Source organism: Achromobacter sp. FW305-C-28, assembly GCF_058783235.1.
The window spans coordinates 73669-88548 of record NZ_JBYSYL010000009.1 but is presented as its reverse complement, the minus strand read 5'-3'; the positions used below and the strand labels follow the sequence as shown (position 1 = coordinate 88548).

The 14880-nt window shown below is 67.1% G+C and carries 14 protein-coding genes; 2 read left to right on the top strand and 12 right to left on the bottom strand.

Translation table 11 applies throughout. The features are described from left to right. Positions 1 to 16 precede the first annotated feature (16 nt). Positions 17 to 997, bottom strand: a complete 981-nt coding sequence (locus AC3WMR_RS21235) for a Bug family tripartite tricarboxylate transporter substrate binding protein (protein WP_492264817.1) — start codon at positions 995 to 997, stop codon at positions 17 to 19. Positions 998 to 1171: 174 nt separating this feature from the next. On the opposite strand from AC3WMR_RS21235, the gene AC3WMR_RS21230 reads away from it, so the two are divergent. Further along, positions 1172 to 2068, top strand: a complete 897-nt coding sequence (locus AC3WMR_RS21230) for a LysR family transcriptional regulator (protein ID WP_232786645.1) — start codon at positions 1172 to 1174, stop codon at positions 2066 to 2068. Positions 2069 to 2122: 54 nt separating this feature from the next. Here AC3WMR_RS21230 and AC3WMR_RS21225 read toward each other — a convergent pair whose 3' ends face one another. The 9 genes from AC3WMR_RS21225 to AC3WMR_RS21185 form a co-directional block, all read right to left on the bottom strand. Continuing rightward, on the bottom strand, positions 2123 to 2956 hold the full coding sequence (locus AC3WMR_RS21225) for an AraC family transcriptional regulator (RefSeq protein ID WP_492264816.1): 834 nt from the start codon (positions 2954 to 2956) through the stop codon (positions 2123 to 2125). Between the two features lie 303 nt (positions 2957 to 3259). Then, positions 3260 to 4198, bottom strand: a complete 939-nt coding sequence (locus AC3WMR_RS21220) for a 2-hydroxyacid dehydrogenase (RefSeq protein WP_492264815.1) — start codon at positions 4196 to 4198, stop codon at positions 3260 to 3262. 89 nt (positions 4199 to 4287) lie between these two features. After that, positions 4288 to 5358, bottom strand: a complete 1071-nt coding sequence (locus AC3WMR_RS21215; RefSeq protein ID WP_492264814.1) for an ABC transporter substrate-binding protein — start codon at positions 5356 to 5358, stop codon at positions 4288 to 4290. Next, positions 5355 to 6524: an NAD(P)/FAD-dependent oxidoreductase gene (locus AC3WMR_RS21210; protein ID WP_492264813.1), complete on the bottom strand. Its 1170-nt coding sequence runs from the start codon at positions 6522 to 6524 to the stop codon at positions 5355 to 5357. Before AC3WMR_RS21210 ends, AC3WMR_RS21215 begins: the two co-directional genes overlap by 4 nt. Continuing rightward, positions 6521 to 7906 carry an FAD/NAD(P)-dependent oxidoreductase gene (locus tag AC3WMR_RS21205; protein ID WP_492264812.1) on the bottom strand — a complete coding sequence of 462 codons (1386 nt, stop codon included), beginning with the start codon at positions 7904 to 7906 and terminating at the stop codon, positions 6521 to 6523. The genes AC3WMR_RS21210 and AC3WMR_RS21205 overlap by 4 nt, the downstream gene beginning before the upstream one ends. Then, complete coding sequence (locus AC3WMR_RS21200; RefSeq protein WP_492264811.1) at positions 7903 to 8241, bottom strand: (2Fe-2S)-binding protein; 339 nt, start codon at positions 8239 to 8241, stop codon at positions 7903 to 7905. Before AC3WMR_RS21200 ends, AC3WMR_RS21205 begins: the two co-directional genes overlap by 4 nt. 37 nt (positions 8242 to 8278) lie before the next feature. Continuing rightward, a complete protein-coding gene (locus AC3WMR_RS21195) occupies positions 8279 to 9073 on the bottom strand; it encodes an ABC transporter permease (protein WP_025140432.1) in 795 nt (264 codons plus the stop codon). 13 nt (positions 9074 to 9086) lie between these two features. Next, the gene (locus AC3WMR_RS21190) at positions 9087 to 9974 is read right to left on the bottom strand and encodes an ABC transporter permease (RefSeq protein ID WP_175192277.1); all 888 of its coding nucleotides are present in this window, start codon (positions 9972 to 9974) and stop codon (positions 9087 to 9089) included. A gap of 1 nt (position 9975) precedes the next feature. Continuing rightward, positions 9976 to 11046: an ABC transporter ATP-binding protein gene (locus AC3WMR_RS21185; protein ID WP_492264810.1), complete on the bottom strand. Its 1071-nt coding sequence runs from the start codon at positions 11044 to 11046 to the stop codon at positions 9976 to 9978. A 211-nt stretch (positions 11047 to 11257) separates the two neighbouring features. Here AC3WMR_RS21185 and AC3WMR_RS21180 point away from each other — a divergent pair, with 211 nt between their 5' ends. After that, on the top strand, positions 11258 to 12100 hold the full coding sequence (locus AC3WMR_RS21180; protein ID WP_492264809.1) for an IclR family transcriptional regulator: 843 nt from the start codon (positions 11258 to 11260) through the stop codon (positions 12098 to 12100). Positions 12101 to 12566: 466 nt separating this feature from the next. Here the strand turns inward: AC3WMR_RS21180 and AC3WMR_RS21175 are convergent, their stop codons facing one another. Both AC3WMR_RS21175 and AC3WMR_RS21170 read right to left on the bottom strand, forming a co-directional pair. Then, entirely contained in the window at positions 12567 to 13730 is a 1164-nt protein-coding gene (locus AC3WMR_RS21175) for an alpha-hydroxy acid oxidase (RefSeq protein WP_025140428.1), read from the bottom strand. A gap of 212 nt (positions 13731 to 13942) precedes the next feature. Beyond that, entirely contained in the window at positions 13943 to 14839 is an 897-nt protein-coding gene (locus tag AC3WMR_RS21170; protein WP_025140427.1) for a phytanoyl-CoA dioxygenase family protein, read from the bottom strand. Positions 14840 to 14880: the final 41 nt, after the last annotated feature.

Here is a 14880-nt window from a genome sequence, read left to right as displayed (position 1 = left end):
AAGGGCGCCGACGCGCTCAATCCAGGCGGATGCCGGCCTGCTTGACTACGCCGCACCACTTGTTGATTTCGTCCTTGATCATGTCGCCGAAGGCCGGGCCGGATACGTCCGACACCTGCGCGCCCTGCTGTTCCAGATAGGTCTTCATGGCCGGCGCGTGCAGGGTCTGCACCAACGCATCGGTCAGCTTCTGGCGCAGCGGCTCGGGCAGCTTGGCCGGCGCCAGCATGCCGAACCACACCATGGCCTCGTAGCCTGGATAGCCGGACTCGGCCACCGTGGGCACATCGGGCAACATGCTGGAGCGCTGCGGCGAGGTCACCGCCAACGCCTTGATCTTGCCGTCCTTGATGTAGGGGTAGGACGTCATCACCACGTCCATCATCATGTTGATCTGGCCGCTCACCAGGTCGATCAACGCCGGGCCAGAGCCGCGGTACGGCACGTGCACCATGGACACGCCCGCCGTGTTCTTGAACAGTTCGGCCGCCAGGTGGTTGGAGGTGCCCTGGCCGTTGGAGGCGAACGAGTACTTCTCGGGATCCTTCTTGAGCAGCGCCACGAATTCCTGCAGCGTGTTGGCCGGCACCGACTGGTTGACCGACATCACGTTGGGAATGGTGGCCACCACACTCAGTGGCGTGAAGTCCTTGACCGGATCGTAGGGCAGCTTCGAATACACGCAGGGCGCGCTGCCGTGCGTGCTGACGGACCCCATCAGGATGGTGTAGCCATCGGGCGGCTGGCGCGCCACGTAGTCGGTGCCGACGGTGCCGCCCGCGCCAGGGCGGTTTTCAACGATGACATTGGCGGACAGGCGTTGGCCCAGTCCTTCGGCGACCTTGCGCGCAATCAGGTCGGTCGAGCCGCCCGCCGCGAAAGGCACGACGATGCGGATCACTTTGTCGGGCCAGTCGGCTCGCGCCGGCAGGGCGGCCGCGGCTAGCGCGACGCTCCCGAATACAAGACAGCACTTGCGAATAAACGCTGCGTTCATGGCTTGGTTTCCCCTTGTTGATAGAACTTCCTTGCGGCCGGATCATGCGTGTCCAGCCTGAGAGGCATTGCCTCGGGTTCACTGCAACAACGGGAACATCCTAGGCTGGGCGGGCATCTGCCAGCAGCCCTGGCGGTTTATATTGGTATAGATGCCATTTATAGGTGGGCAGTCGTGAAGAATCCGGACCTGAATCTGCTGCTGCATTTCGATGCGCTGATGGCCTGCCGCAATGTGTCACGCGCGGCCGAGCAGCTGGGCATCAGCCAGCCCGCGATGAGCGCGGCGATGAACCGGCTGCGGCAGTTGTTCGGCGATCCGCTGCTGGTGCGCGAGGGCGGTTCATGGCAGCCGACGCTGCGGGCACAGGAGCTGCACCAGGGCTTTCAGCCACTGCTCGAAAGCTGGCGCCGCGCCACCCGTACGCGGGAGGTGTTCGACCCGGCGCATTCGTCGCGCAGCCTGTCGTTCTATGCGACCGACTATGTGCAGTACACGCTGCTGCCCAAACTTATCCCCAGGCTGGCGGTGGACGCACCGCATTTCCAGCTGCTGATCGTGCCGGCGCGGCCGCAGCACGGCTTGAGCATGCTGGACACCAACCATGTGGAATTGATCGCGGGCTACTTTCCCGACCCGGCGCCGGATCTGCGCACGCGCTTCCTGTACCAGGAACCGGCGGTGTGCATCGTGCGCGAAGGCCACCCGTGCCTGCGCAAGCGCTGGAACCTGGATGCCTACCTGAGCTATGGGCACCTGGACCTGGCGGCCCACACGCGTTATTTCAGCACCGCGATCGATCGCATCCTGATGGGGCAGAACCGCAGCCGGCGGATCGTGGCGACGTTGTCCAGCTACATGGTGTGCCCGTTCATCGTCGAGGCCTCGGACCTGATCGCGACGATGCCGGTGAGCATTGCGAAGGCGATGTCGGGCAGCGCGCGCATCGTGACGCTGAAGGCGCCGCTGAGCCTGCCGGCGATCACGGTGTCGCTGTATTGGCACGAGCGCTACCAGGACGATCCGGCGCACGCGTGGCTGCGGCAGTATCTGGCGGGGGTGTTGGGCTAGGGCCTGTTGAGGTCAACAGGCCCCCGGGGGGTTGCGTACGCCGGGGTGGCGGGCCTATTTCAGCGGCATGCAGATGCGCGTCTGCAATTGAGCGGGCGGGGTGGTGCGCGGGTCGTTCAGGTACTGCTCGAACATGGGAAAGTCGGCCGGCACGGCGCCGCTGGCGGGCAGCCATTCGGAGAACATCCAGTTATAGGGCTTGTCCATTTCGTTGTAGGGCCCGGTGTAGGTGAGGATGGCGCAGCGGCCGGCCGGGATCTCGAAGCGTTCGAGTTCGTCGCCCAGGTCGGCGTCGGGCGCGACGGACATGCCGGCCAGGGACCGCAGCTGGCCGACGGGCACTTGTTCGGGGTCGTCGAAGTAGACGCCGAAGCCGATGGATTCGGGGCGGGCCAGGCCGCGGCTGCCGGCCAGCATGAAGGCGCGGGTGAAGACGGGGCCGATCTCCTGGTAGCTGCCACGGTGCGGCAAGGCCGCCAGGATGGCGCCAGGAAAGGTTTCGATGGTGATGGGGTACATGCCTGACTCCTGAGGGTCGAAGGGACGGGAGCGGGCTTCGCGATAGCGTCCCGGCGAGATGCCGAAGGTGGCGCCGAAGGCTCGGCTGAAGGCAGCGTCGGATTCGTAACCGGCTCGCTGCGCAACGTCTCGCAGTGATGCCCCGGTGCCACCCAATGCGACGGCCGCGCGATGCATGCGGATGCGCTGCACGGTGGCGTTGACCGTTTCACCCATCATCGCGCGGTAGACGCGGTGAAAGTGATACGGCGACAGGCAGGCGAGGTCGGCCAGGTGATACAGGTCCGGGTCGGCGTCGGGGTTGCTTGCCAGCCAGCGCAGGACGGGGTCCATGCGGTGGGCATATTGGGTTCGGGTTTGGGGTTTCACTTGCGGGCTCCTTGGGGAGCAATGTAGGTTTTGTTCGTTTGCAGATTTTGCGGTTTTTTTGCTGATTGGGGGGTGGGGTTCTTTAGACGCCTGGGGCGCCGGGGCAGTGGGGGTGCGGGGCTACGATTGCGGTCCGGAGCCTTCGCTCCGGACTTCCCCGTCCTCATCCTCGTCCTCGCCTTCGGCGACTCCTTCGGATTCCGTCGGGCGCATCTACACGCCCCGCACCCCCACTGCCCCGGCGCCCCAGACTCTGCTCGTTTCAGCTTGGCGGGTGGCGCTGCGCGCTTGCGCAAAGGGCTATCAGTAGCCGCGTGACGGGTCGTAGATGTTGGGAAGGGCTTCGCTGCGTTCGTTTGCTTCGATCAGCCAGGCGGTGTGTCTTGCGCGTTCTTCGCGGTCGGGGATGGCGGCGCAGTGGGGGGTGATGATGATGTTGGGATGGGTCCAGAGGGGGGAGTCTGGGGGCAGGGGTTCGGGGTCGAAGACGTCCAGGACGGCCTGGTGCAGGTGGCCCGAGTTCAGGGCGTTCAGGACGTCCTGGGTGACCATGTGGGCGCCGCGGCCGGCGTTGATGAGGCTGGCGCCGCGGGGGAGTTGGGCGAAGGTGGTGTGGTTGAGGATGCCGCGGGTGGATTCGGTGGCGGGCAAGAGGCACACGAGGAGGTCGGTGCGGGACAGGAATTCGCCGAACTGGGCCTGGCCGGCGTAGGACGGCAGGCCGTCGGGCAAGGTGCTGGCGCCGCGGGACCAGCCGGCGACGGGGAAGCCGACGCGGGACAGCAGGCGGGCGGCGGCGATGCCCAGGTGGCCCAGGCCCATGATGCCGACGCGGATGTCGGCGGCGACGCGCAGGGAGTCGTACAGTTCCCAGTGGCGGCGGGCTTGCTGGTCGATGGCGCGTTTGACGTCGCGGGTCAGCATGAGGGCGCTGGTCAGGACGTATTCGGCCATTTCGGTTTCGGTGCGCGGGGTGACCATGCGGGCGATGCGCAGGTGGCGGGGCCAGGCGGGGTCGGAAACGATGTGGTCGACGCCGGCGCCGGCGCTGATGATGAGTTTGAGGTTGGGGAAGGTGGCGAGGCGGCCGGGGTCGGGGGCCCAGACCAGGGCGTAGTCGACGGTGGCGGGGTCGATGTCGTCGTGCCAGTCGACCACGTCCAGGGCGGGCGCGTGGATCTTGAATTTTTCACGCCATTCGTCGATGGCGCGAGGGCTGCCTGACCTGATGATGAGCCGCATGCCTGGCTTACTCCGTAGCGGGCGCGGTCGCGCCCTGGGGGGATCGGCGCCGCGCCGTCCTCGGTGGGGACGGCGCGGCGCGCCTGTGGTCAGCGTTCGACGGTGCGGTTCCAACGCGCATTGAAGGCGGGACGGGTGGCGTTGATCTGGTCCCAGTCCAGGATCTTGGCGTTGGCCATGTAGCCCTGGAAGCGCGTGAGCGCCTCTTCGTTGCCGGCCGGCGGCTGAACGTTCTTATTGGACGGGAAATGGCCGCCCATTTCCAGTGCCTTGGCCTGGGCCTGGGCGGACAGCAGGTACAGGGCCAGTTTCTGGGACAGTTCGGGTTCGCTGTTCTTGGCGATGACGCATTCGCCGACCATCAGGATGACCGAGCCTTCCTTGGGCTGGACGTATTCCACGGGGATGTCGCGCTTTTTGAGGCGGGCGATGGCGGTGGGGGTCAGCGGGAAGATGGCGGCTTCGTTGGACTGGATCATCTCGGCCAGCTTGGCCGAGTTGGGGATGTATTCCAGCACGTTGGGGCCGATGGTGGCGGGCCACTGCTTGAAGCCGGGTTCGGTGTTCTGGTCGGTGCCGCCCTGGATGCGATTGAACATCAGGAAACCGTGCAGGCCGAAGGTGCTGCCGGAGGCAGACTGGAAGACGACCTTGCCTTTGTATTTGGGGTCGGCCAGGTCCATCCACGAGGTGGGCGGGGCCCAGCCTTTGTCGGCGAACAGCTTGGTGTTGTAGCCCAGGCCGGTCATGCCGATGTCGATGCCGGCGGCCATGCGGTCTTTCATGACGGCGGTGGGGTACAGCTCTTTGAGCACGGGATCGTCGTTGAGCTGTTCGCACAGGCCCATGGTGATGGCGCGCGCCATGATGCCGTCGTCCAGGAACATGACGTGCATCTGCGGCTTGTCCTTGAAGGCCTGGGCCTTGGCCAGCACGTCGGTGGACGTGCCGGGCACGACGACGATCTTGACGTTGTTGGCCTTCTCGAAATCGGGGAAGACGTACTGGGTGAAGGCGCGCTCCATGTCGCCGCCGTTCATGCCGACGTACAACGTCTTTTGCTGCGCCATGGCGCCGACCGACAGCGCGGTCAATGCAGCGCCCAGCAGCCACTTCCCCTTGTGCAGGCGGCCCTTGCCGCCCTGTTTCTTGTCCATCATGGTGACTCCAGCGTTTGCTCACGAACAGGCCCCAACCGAGGCACGGCGCCGTGAGCGGCCCCCGTGTATCGTCCAATGCCGAAGGCATCGATGGGAATGGAAGACCGGCCGTGCACGACCAGTTCGGAAAGCGCTTCGCCCACGGCGGGGCCGATCTGAAAGCCCGCACCCGACAGGCCGAAGGCGTGGAACAGGCCCGGCACGGTGCCGCTGGGGCCCAGCACCGGGTTGTGGTCGGGCATGTTGCCTTCGACGCCGGTCCAGAAGCGGATGACCTGGGCGCCGCGCAGTGCGGGCAAGAGGCGCTGCGCGTTGGCCATGAGCGTGCCGGTGGCGTCGCGGCCGGGCCGGGCGTAGTCCGGGCCGGACGCGACCGCGCGGCCGCCGCCGATGACGCAGTTGCCGCGCGCCACCTGGCGGGCATAGATGCCGCCGCCCTGCATGCCCAGGCTGACATCCATGAACAGCGGCAGGGGTTCGGTCACCATCATGAGCGGATGGATCGAGGTTTCGGGCACGGTTTCGCCAAAGCCCTGGGCGAAGCGGCCGGCCCAGGCGCCGGCGCAGTTCAAGAGGAAACGCGCGCGCACTTCCAGTTCACCGGCGCGCAGCACGAAGCGGTCGCCGTCGTGACTGGCTTCGGTGACGGCGGTGCCTTCGCGCACGTCCGCCCCCAGCGCGCGCGCGGCACGGCCAAAGGCCGGCGATACCAGGCGCGGATTGGCGTGGCCGTCGTCGGGGCAGAGCGATCCACCCATAACCTGTTCGCCCAGCCAGCCGAAGCGGCGCGCGAGCGTGCGCCGGTCCAGCATCTGCAGGTTCATGCCAAAGCCACGGGTCTGATCGCGATAGGCGTGCAGTGCTTGCAGGTCGGCTTCGGAACAGGCCAGCTTGAGGTGGCCCGAGCGCACATATTCGCCGTCGATGCCGATCAGCTGCGGCAGCTGGCCCCAGAGTTCGTGTGCGCGGCGTGCCAGCGGCATCTGTTCCAGCCCGCGGCCCTGGCGGCGCACGCCGCCGTAGTTCACGCCGCTGGCGCGGGCGCCGCACAGCGCGGCTTCCAGCAGCACCACCGGCACGCCCAGGCGGCGCAGGAACAGCGCGGCGCTGCCGCCGACGATGCCGCCGCCGATGATGGCGACTTCGGTGTCGATGCGTTCGATCATGGCGCGGCCCTTGCGGAACGGTCCAGGCAGACGATGTCCACCGGGATGGGCTTGACCGGGGGCTGGTTGCGCAGGCGACCCACCGTGTCGGGCGATGCGCCGCAGGCGTGCGCCAGCACTTCGGCGGCGCCCGCGCCGCACATGCGGCCCTGGCAGCGGCCCATGCCCACGCGGGTCAGCGCCTTCAGGCGGTTCATTTCGCGCGCACCCGTCGTGTGGATGGCGGCGCGCATCGTGCCCGCGGTGACTTCTTCGCAGCGGCACACCACCGTGTCGTCGGCGATATCGGCCGCCCAGTCGTCGGGAAACGGAAACGCGCGTTCCAGCGCATCGCGCACGCGGCCGTTGGCAGCCAGGCGGGCTTCGAGTTCGCGCGCGCGGCCGCCGGGCTGTGGATAACCGGCATCTTCCAGCAATGCCAGCGCGGCGCGCTCGCCGGCCAGCTCGGCCGCATCGGCGCCACCGATCCCCGCACCGTCGCCCGCCACGTAGACGCCGGTGACGCTGCTGCGCCCGGTGGCATCGCGGCGCGGCGTCCAGTTGCGGTCGCGGGCATGGAATTCGAACTGGCAGCCCACCAGGCTGGCCAATTGCGTTTCGGACCGCAGGGACAAGCCGTAGCCCACCGCGTCGCAGTCGATGCGGTGCTGCCGTGCGCCTTGCCGATAGACCAGGCCGCTGACACGCAGGTCGCCGTCGACCTGCACCGGCCGCACGCCGCTTTTCATTGGCACGCCGTGCGCACGCAGCCACGCCATGTAGTACAGCCCCTTGGCCAGCAGCCCTGGTGCGCGCAGCAGGCCAGGCAGGGCGGCCAGGCGGTCCGCGAAGCGCGAGGTGTCCAGCACCGCGGCCACCGTGGCGCCGGCCTTGGCGTATTGGCAGGCCACCAGGTACAAGAGCGGACCGGTGCCCAGGAACACGACGCGCGAACCGATGGCGCAGCCCTGGTGCTTCAACGCCACCTGCGAGCCGCCCAGGGTATAGACGCCGGGCGTCAGCCAACCGGGAAAGGGCAGCACGCGGTCGGTGGCGCCGGTGGCCAGGATCAAGTGCGTATAGGGCACCGGGGCGCTGGCGCCGCCTTGCAGCACGTCCAGCACCTTGCCTTCGGCGTTCCAGACCAGGCTGCCGGGCCGGTAGTCGATGCGCGGCAGCAGTTCGTCCATCTGGCGGTGCAGGGCATCGGCCTTGCGGTGTTCGAAGCCGTACAGCACCTTCTTGGGCCGCGAGAAGCCCGGTGGCGGCTGGCGGTAGATCTGGCCGCCGGCGCGCGGCGCCTCGTCCAGCACCACGGGCCGCAGGCCCTGCGCGACCAGCGCCTGGGCCGCGCGCACGCCGGCCGGGCCGGCCCCCACGATCACGGGCAGGATGATGCTCATGGCGCCTCGCCCTCGGCCCAGCTTGCCGCCAGCGTTCCCGCCACCGCGCCGGGCTGCAGGGGGCTGCTGCGCAGGCGCATGTCCGGCTCGATATAAGTGGAACAGGCGCGCAGCCGGGTGCCGTCTTCGCGCTGCATCCAGCAGTCCTGGCAGGCACCCATCATGCAGAACCCGGCGCGCGGCGCGCCGCCGAATTCCGACAGCCGCAAGCGCTCGGCCTGGGTCAGCACTGCCGTCAGCACCGTGTCGCCGGCCAGCGCTGCGCAAGGCTTGCCGTCCAGCGTGAACGCCACGGTGGGCCGGGCCATTTCGGCCAGCCGTTTCAGTATCGCCATGGTTCCCGGGCCTCCCGTCCCGCGTCCGGCATGCAATTCATTTCTGCCCCACCAGCACCCGATCCAGCCCGTAGGCGCGATCCAGCAGCAGCATGGTCACCGCGGTCAGGCCGATGACCAGCGCCGACACGGCCGCCATCATCGGATCGATCGATTCGGTGGCGTACATGTACATGCGCACGGGCAGCGTGATGGTCGACGGCGCGGTGATGAACACCGACATGGTCAGTTCGTCGAAGCTGTTGATGAACGCCAGCAGCCAGCCGCCGGACACGCCGGGGATGATGAGCGGCAGCGTCACCTGGAAAAAAACCGTGGCGCGGCTGGCGCCCAGCGACAGCGCCGCGTGCTCGATCGAACGGTCAAAGCCCACCAGCGCGCCGATCACCAGCCGCATCACGTAGGGCGTGATGACCACGACGTGGCTGAACACCAGCCACGGAAAACTGCCCGTCATGCCCAGCAGCGCAAAGAAGCGCAGCAGCGCCACGCCCAGCACCAGGTGCGGAATCATCAGCGGCGACAGGAACAATCCATTGAGCGCATCGCGCCCCGGAAAGCGGTAGCGCGTGATGGCAATCGCCGCCGGCACCGCCAGGCACACGGCGATGCTGGCCGACAGGAACGCCAGCCACAGGCTGTTCTGGAAAGCCTGCATGAAATTGGGGTGCTCGAACACCGCGCGGAACCAGCGCAGCGAGAACTGCGTGGTCGGCACCGTCAGCGTCGACTCGGGCGTGAACGCCACCAGGCACACGATGACCAGCGGCGCCAGCACGAACGCCACCACCAGGAAATTGAACGCCAGCGCGATAGGACCGTTCTTCTGCATGATCGTGTCCCCTTCAGCCCAGGCTGCGGCGGTAAGAGCGTTCCACCACGCGGTTGTAGGCCATCATGATGATCACGTTGACCACCAGCAGCACGATCGCGATGGCCGCGCCCAGCGGCCAGTTCAGCTCGGTCAGGAACTCGTCGTAGACCACCGTGGCCACCATCTTCAGGCGGCGTCCGCCCAGCAGCGCGGGAATCGCGAACGAACTGGCCGACAGGCCGAACACGATCAGGCTGCCCGACAGAATGCCCGGCATCGCCTGCGGCAGCACGATGCGCAGCAGCGTCTGAAAGCGCGAGGCATTCAGCGACAGCGCGGCATGCTCGACGGCCGGGTCCAGCTTCTGCAACGACGTCCAGACCGGAATCACCATGAACGGCAGCATCACGTGCACCAGGCCGATGATGACGGCAGTGGGCGTGTACAGCAGCGGCCCCAGGCCCACCGCGGCCGCCGCACGGCCGATCACGCCGCCAGGTCCCAGCAGCATGCTCCAGCCGAACGCGCGCACCACCAGCGAGATCAACAAGGGCGACAGCACCACCAGCAGGAAGATCGAGCGCCACGGTTTGCCCATGCGCGACAGGATGTAGGCCTCGGGCGCGCCGATCAGCACGCAGATCAAGGTGGTGACGCCCGCGATCCAGAACGTGCGCCAGAAGATCTCCAGGAAATAGCTGTCGGTCACCACCGCCAGGTAGTGCTCGAACGTGTGCCCCGGCAGGATGCCCGCGCCGTAGTCGAACGGCCGGAACGACAGCACGAACGTCAGCGCCAGCGGCGTCAGCACCAGCGTCAGGAACACGATGGCCAGCGGAATCGAGCCCAGGATGGCCAGGAGGCCGTCGGTGCGCGGCTTGGGCGCGCTGGCGGCGCCGGGTTGGGTCAGCGTCGCCATGTCAGGCCTCTTCGGCCACGGCCGGTGCGCGCAGCACACGCAGCACGCCCTCGGCCCAGTCGAGCCCGATGGCGTCGCCATCTTCGTGCGGCCGGCGACCGTCGTTGGGCGTCAGCACCGTCAGCGCGCCCACCGGCGAATCCAGGTCATACATCCACTGGCTGCCCAGAAAATAACGCGTGCTGACCACACAGGCCAGCTTGCCCTGGCCCGCCGCCACCGGTACCAGCTTTTCCGGCCGCAGCGACAGCTGCACGCTGTCGCCATGGCGCAGGCCCGTGCCATCGACCAGCACGCGCAGCGCGCCCGTTTCCACCTCGGCCTGTTCGCCACAGCGCGTCACGCGGCCGGGCAACAGATTGGTCTTGCCCACGAAGCGCGAGATGAATTCGGTCTGCGGATGTTCATACATGCGATAGGGCGCATCCACCTGCGTCGCGCGACCCTCCTGCATCACCACCACCCGGTCGCTGATCGACAGCGCCTCGGCCTGGTCGTGCGTCACCATCACCGTGGTCGTGCCGATTTTCTTCTGAATGCTGCGCAGCTCGAACTGCATGTCTTCGCGCAGCTTGGCGTCCAGGTTGGACAGCGGCTCGTCCAGCAGCAGCACCGGCGGGCGAATCACCAGCGCACGCGCCAGCGCCACCCGCTGACGCTGGCCGCCCGACAATTCGCGCGGAAAGCGGGCCGCGTGCTTGTCCAGCTTGACCAGGGCCAGCGCCTCGCGCACCCGCTCCAGGCGCTCGGCACGCGCCACCTTGCGCATCTTCAACCCGAAGGCCACGTTGTCCGCCACCGTCAGGTGCGGAAACAGTGCATAGCTCTGGAACACGATGCCCAGGCCACGCGTGTTGGGCTTGGCGTGCGTGATGTCGCGGCCATCCAGCGTGATCGCGCCCCGAGTCACGTCGGCAAAGCCCGCAATCATCTGCAGCGTGGTCGTCTTGCCGCAGCCCGACGGGCCCAGCAACGACACGAATTCCCCTTTCTCGACCGCCAGGTTCAGATCCGACACGACCCGCAGGTCGCCGTAATTCTTCGAGACGTTATCCAACCGCAAAAATGACATAGTCCAACCCCGTGGCCCGATATGGAGCGGTGCGCAGACCCGCCGGCCCAGCCGGACTTCCGCCGCGCATTCGATGAGGCAGTCTAGGAGTCGCCGAAAAGGGCGGTCAATTAGGGTTTTCCGAAGAATCGAATTTTCTTAAAGTTATTTCCGACTAACCGAATTTACTGATAAAAATACAGCTAGATATTTTGATTATCGGAATTGAACAATGAAGAAATCAGAAACCAACGAAGACGCCGGCGGCCAGGGCGTCCTGCAACGCGCCTTTGCCGTGCTGCGCGTACTGGCCGACGCCAAGGGCGAAAAACTGCGCCTGACCGACATCGCCACCCGCACCGGCCAGGCGCAGGCCACCGTTCACCGCGTGCTGCAAGGGCTGGTGCAGGAAGGCATGGTCGAGCAGCCTGCCAACAGCAAGGGTTACCAACTCACCGTCGCCTTCTTCTCGCTGGCCGCCGCCGCCGGGAACCACCAGTCCACCCTGCGCTCGATCTACCGCCCCGCCATGCTGCGCCTGTGCGGCATGCTCAACGACACCGTCTTCCTGCTGGTGCGCAGCGGCTTTGACGCCGTCTGCCTGGACCGCATCGACGGCGCCTTCCCGGTACGTTCACACACCGGCGACATCGGCGGCCGCGTGCCCCTGGGCCTGGGCCAGGGCGGTCTCGTCCTGCTCGCCAACCTGCCCCCCGCCGAACGCGAAGAGGTCCTGCGCTTCAACATCCCGCGCCTGCACCACCTGGGCTTCGTCGACGAAATCTCCATGCGCGTCGGCATCAAGGAATGCCTGGAACTCCAATACGCCCGCAGCAAAGGGCAGGGCGTCTTCCCCAACATCGCCGGCCTCGCCGTCCCCGTCCACGACCCCAACGGCGTCACCGTCGCCGCCCTGAGCGTCGCCGCCCCCGTCGAACGCATCAGCGACGAACGCCTCCCCCTGATCGTGGAAATCCTGCGCCGAGAAGCCGCCGGCATCAGCGCCCAACTCAACCCCTTCGACCCCGCGCTACGCCGCCCCAGCCAGTTCCTGGGCACGGGCAACCGCGAGTAAAGGGAAATCGACCCACGCGCCAGCCACAAGCTGACTACCGTCACCGCGCCCACTCCAGGCGAGCGAAGCAACGCCGCGCAAGCGCGCAGCGAACCCCGTCACGACGCAACACACTGCGTAAGCTCAGACCCGGCCGCCCGCGCGGCCGGTCTGAGCGGGCGACGCAACCCTCTCCCCCATCCCCCGGCCTGGCAGCGCCCCATTTCTCCACACCCGTAGCCCGGGGCGGGTGGTGCACACGTGGCGCGCGCCGTCGATGCGCCCGAGGGAATTCGAAGGGAGCCGAAGGCGGACGAGAATGACGAAGGGGCAGTCCGGCGCCCGCGCGCCGGACCGCAATCGTTGGCGCGCGCCACGTGTGCACCACCCGCACCGGGCGGCCTACGAAGCAATCCCCGCCAACAAAAAACAAAGGCCGAGCAAGTCGCGCTAAGCGACTCCCCCGGCCTAGACAGCCCAACAGAACTCAGACCGGATAGGTCCCAGGCAGCAAGATGCTCCGATCCCCCACCTCGATGCTGCGACGCCCGCAAAGCGCCATCGTCGTATCCATTTCCTTGTACAGAATCTCAAGCACCCGGCGCACGCCGTCCTGCCCATAGGCGCCTAAGCCGTACAGGAATGCCCGCCCGATCATCGCGCCGCGCGCGCCCAGCGCCACGGCCTTCAAGATGTCCTGGCCGGAGCGCACCCCGCCATCCATCCAGACCTCGATCTTCGAGCCCACCGCATCCGCGATGCCCGGCAACGCAGCGATCGACGACATCGCGCCATCCAGCTGACGCCCGCCATGGTTGCTGACGATCAGCGCATCGGCCCCGCTATTGGCCGCCAACTGCGCATCCTCGACATCCAGGATGCCCTTGATGATCAGCTTGCCGCCCCAGCGCTGCTTGATCCATTCGACGTCGTCCCAGCTCAGCCGCGGATCGAACTGCTCTGCCGTCCATGCCGACAGCGACGACAGGTCGCTCACGCCCTTGGCGTGGCCCACGATATTGCCGAACGTGCGGCGCTTGGTGCCCAGCATGCCCATGCACCAGCGCGGCTTGGTCGCCAGGTTGATCAGGTTGCGGATCGTGGGCTTGGGCGGCGTCGACAGCCCGTTCTTGATGTCCTTGTGGCGCTGGCCCAGGATCTGCAGGTCCAGCGTCAGCACCAGCGCCGTGCAGCCGGCCGCCTTGGCGCGGTCGATCAGGTTGGCCACGAACTCGCGGTCACGCATCACGTACAGCTGGAACCAGAACGGCTTGCCCGTGGCCGCGGCCACGTCTTCCAGCGAGCAGATGCTCATCGTCGACAACGTGAACGGCACGCCGAAGTCTGCCGCCGCCTTGGCCGCCAGGATTTCACCATCGGCATGCTGCATGCCCGTCAGGCCCGTGGGCGAAATGGCCAGCGGCATCACCACGTCGTGACCCACCAGCGTCGTGCGCAACGAGCGGCCTTCCATGTTCACGGCCACGCGTTGGCGCAGCTTGATCTTCTGGAAATCGCTTTCGTTGGCGCGGTACGTGCCTTCCGTCCAGGCGCCCGAATCGGCGTAGTCGTAGAACATGCGCGGCACGCGCTTTTGCGCAATAGCGCGCAGGTCTTCGATGCAGGTGATCGTGGAGAGATTAGCGGTCATGGTTATTTTTCTGGGAGAAGAGGGACGCAGTCCCAGAGCGGCCTGCCTGCTGCGCGAACGCCCCGCGCATCGATGCGCACCCGCCGTCCGCGCAAGGCGGCGACGCCCTGCGGCGCCGCCCAGTATACGCGCCGGGGCCGGCAAGCGCCCCTTGCCGGCCCCGATTTCCCCTTGTTTACAGGCCTCGCCCGGGCCTCTTGCCGCCGCTCGCGTTACCTTGGCCAGACCTTGCTGACCGCGCGTATCGTGGCCCATGCCACCCAGCGCGGGCTGGTCAGGCGCGCCCCCGGCAGGCGCCGCAGCACGTCCACCGCCAGGCCGCCGCGGCGGTGCCATTCCTTCTTGCGTGTCTGGCTGTCGGTCCAGCGCCCCTCCAGCCACGGGAATTCGCGCCGCCCCGGCTTGTAGACCGGCGGCGTGTTGTAGATGAGGATGTACGCCAGCCGCGGCTGCGGCGACGTATTGGCGCCCGTGAAATGCAGCGTGCGAGCATCGTGCACGGTGCAGCCGCCCGGCTGCAGCGGTTCGGCCACGGCCTGGCTGCGCGGAAAATCGGCGCAGCATTCCAGCGGATGCAGCGTCTTGTCACCGCCCGGCGAGCGGTGTTCCAGCACGTCGCCCTTGTTCGAGCCGGGAATGAACTGCATGCAGCCGTTTTCCAGCGTGGCCGGCTGCAACGCCAGCCAGATGCTCAGCTCGTTGTAGACGAAGTCGGGCGAGCGAAACGCCTCGTCCTGGTGCCACGGCGTTTCGGGGCCGTTCAAGGCCGGCTTGAGCAGCGCGTGTTCGCCATACAGCGCGGCATCCTCGCCCAGCAGCTGGCGCGCCAGTTCCAGCGTGCGCTCGTGATAGCTCGTCTTCAGCAGGCCCGGGGCATAATGGCGCGGATCGTGCAAACTGGGAAACTTGGCCGGCTTGGATGGGTCGTCACGGCTGATGAAGTCGTATTGGGCCCCCTCGTTGTAGCCGGTCTTGTTCGCGAACAGGTCCAGCAGCGTGCGCCGGATGTACCCCACTTCATCCTGCGGGCACATGTCCGGCAGGGCCAGGTAACCCTGGTCTCGATAGCGCGCTGTTTCTGCTTCCGACAACAAACTGGTCTCTTCCATAATGGCTTCTCCAAGCTTTGCTTGCGGGTGGTCCCGTTGGC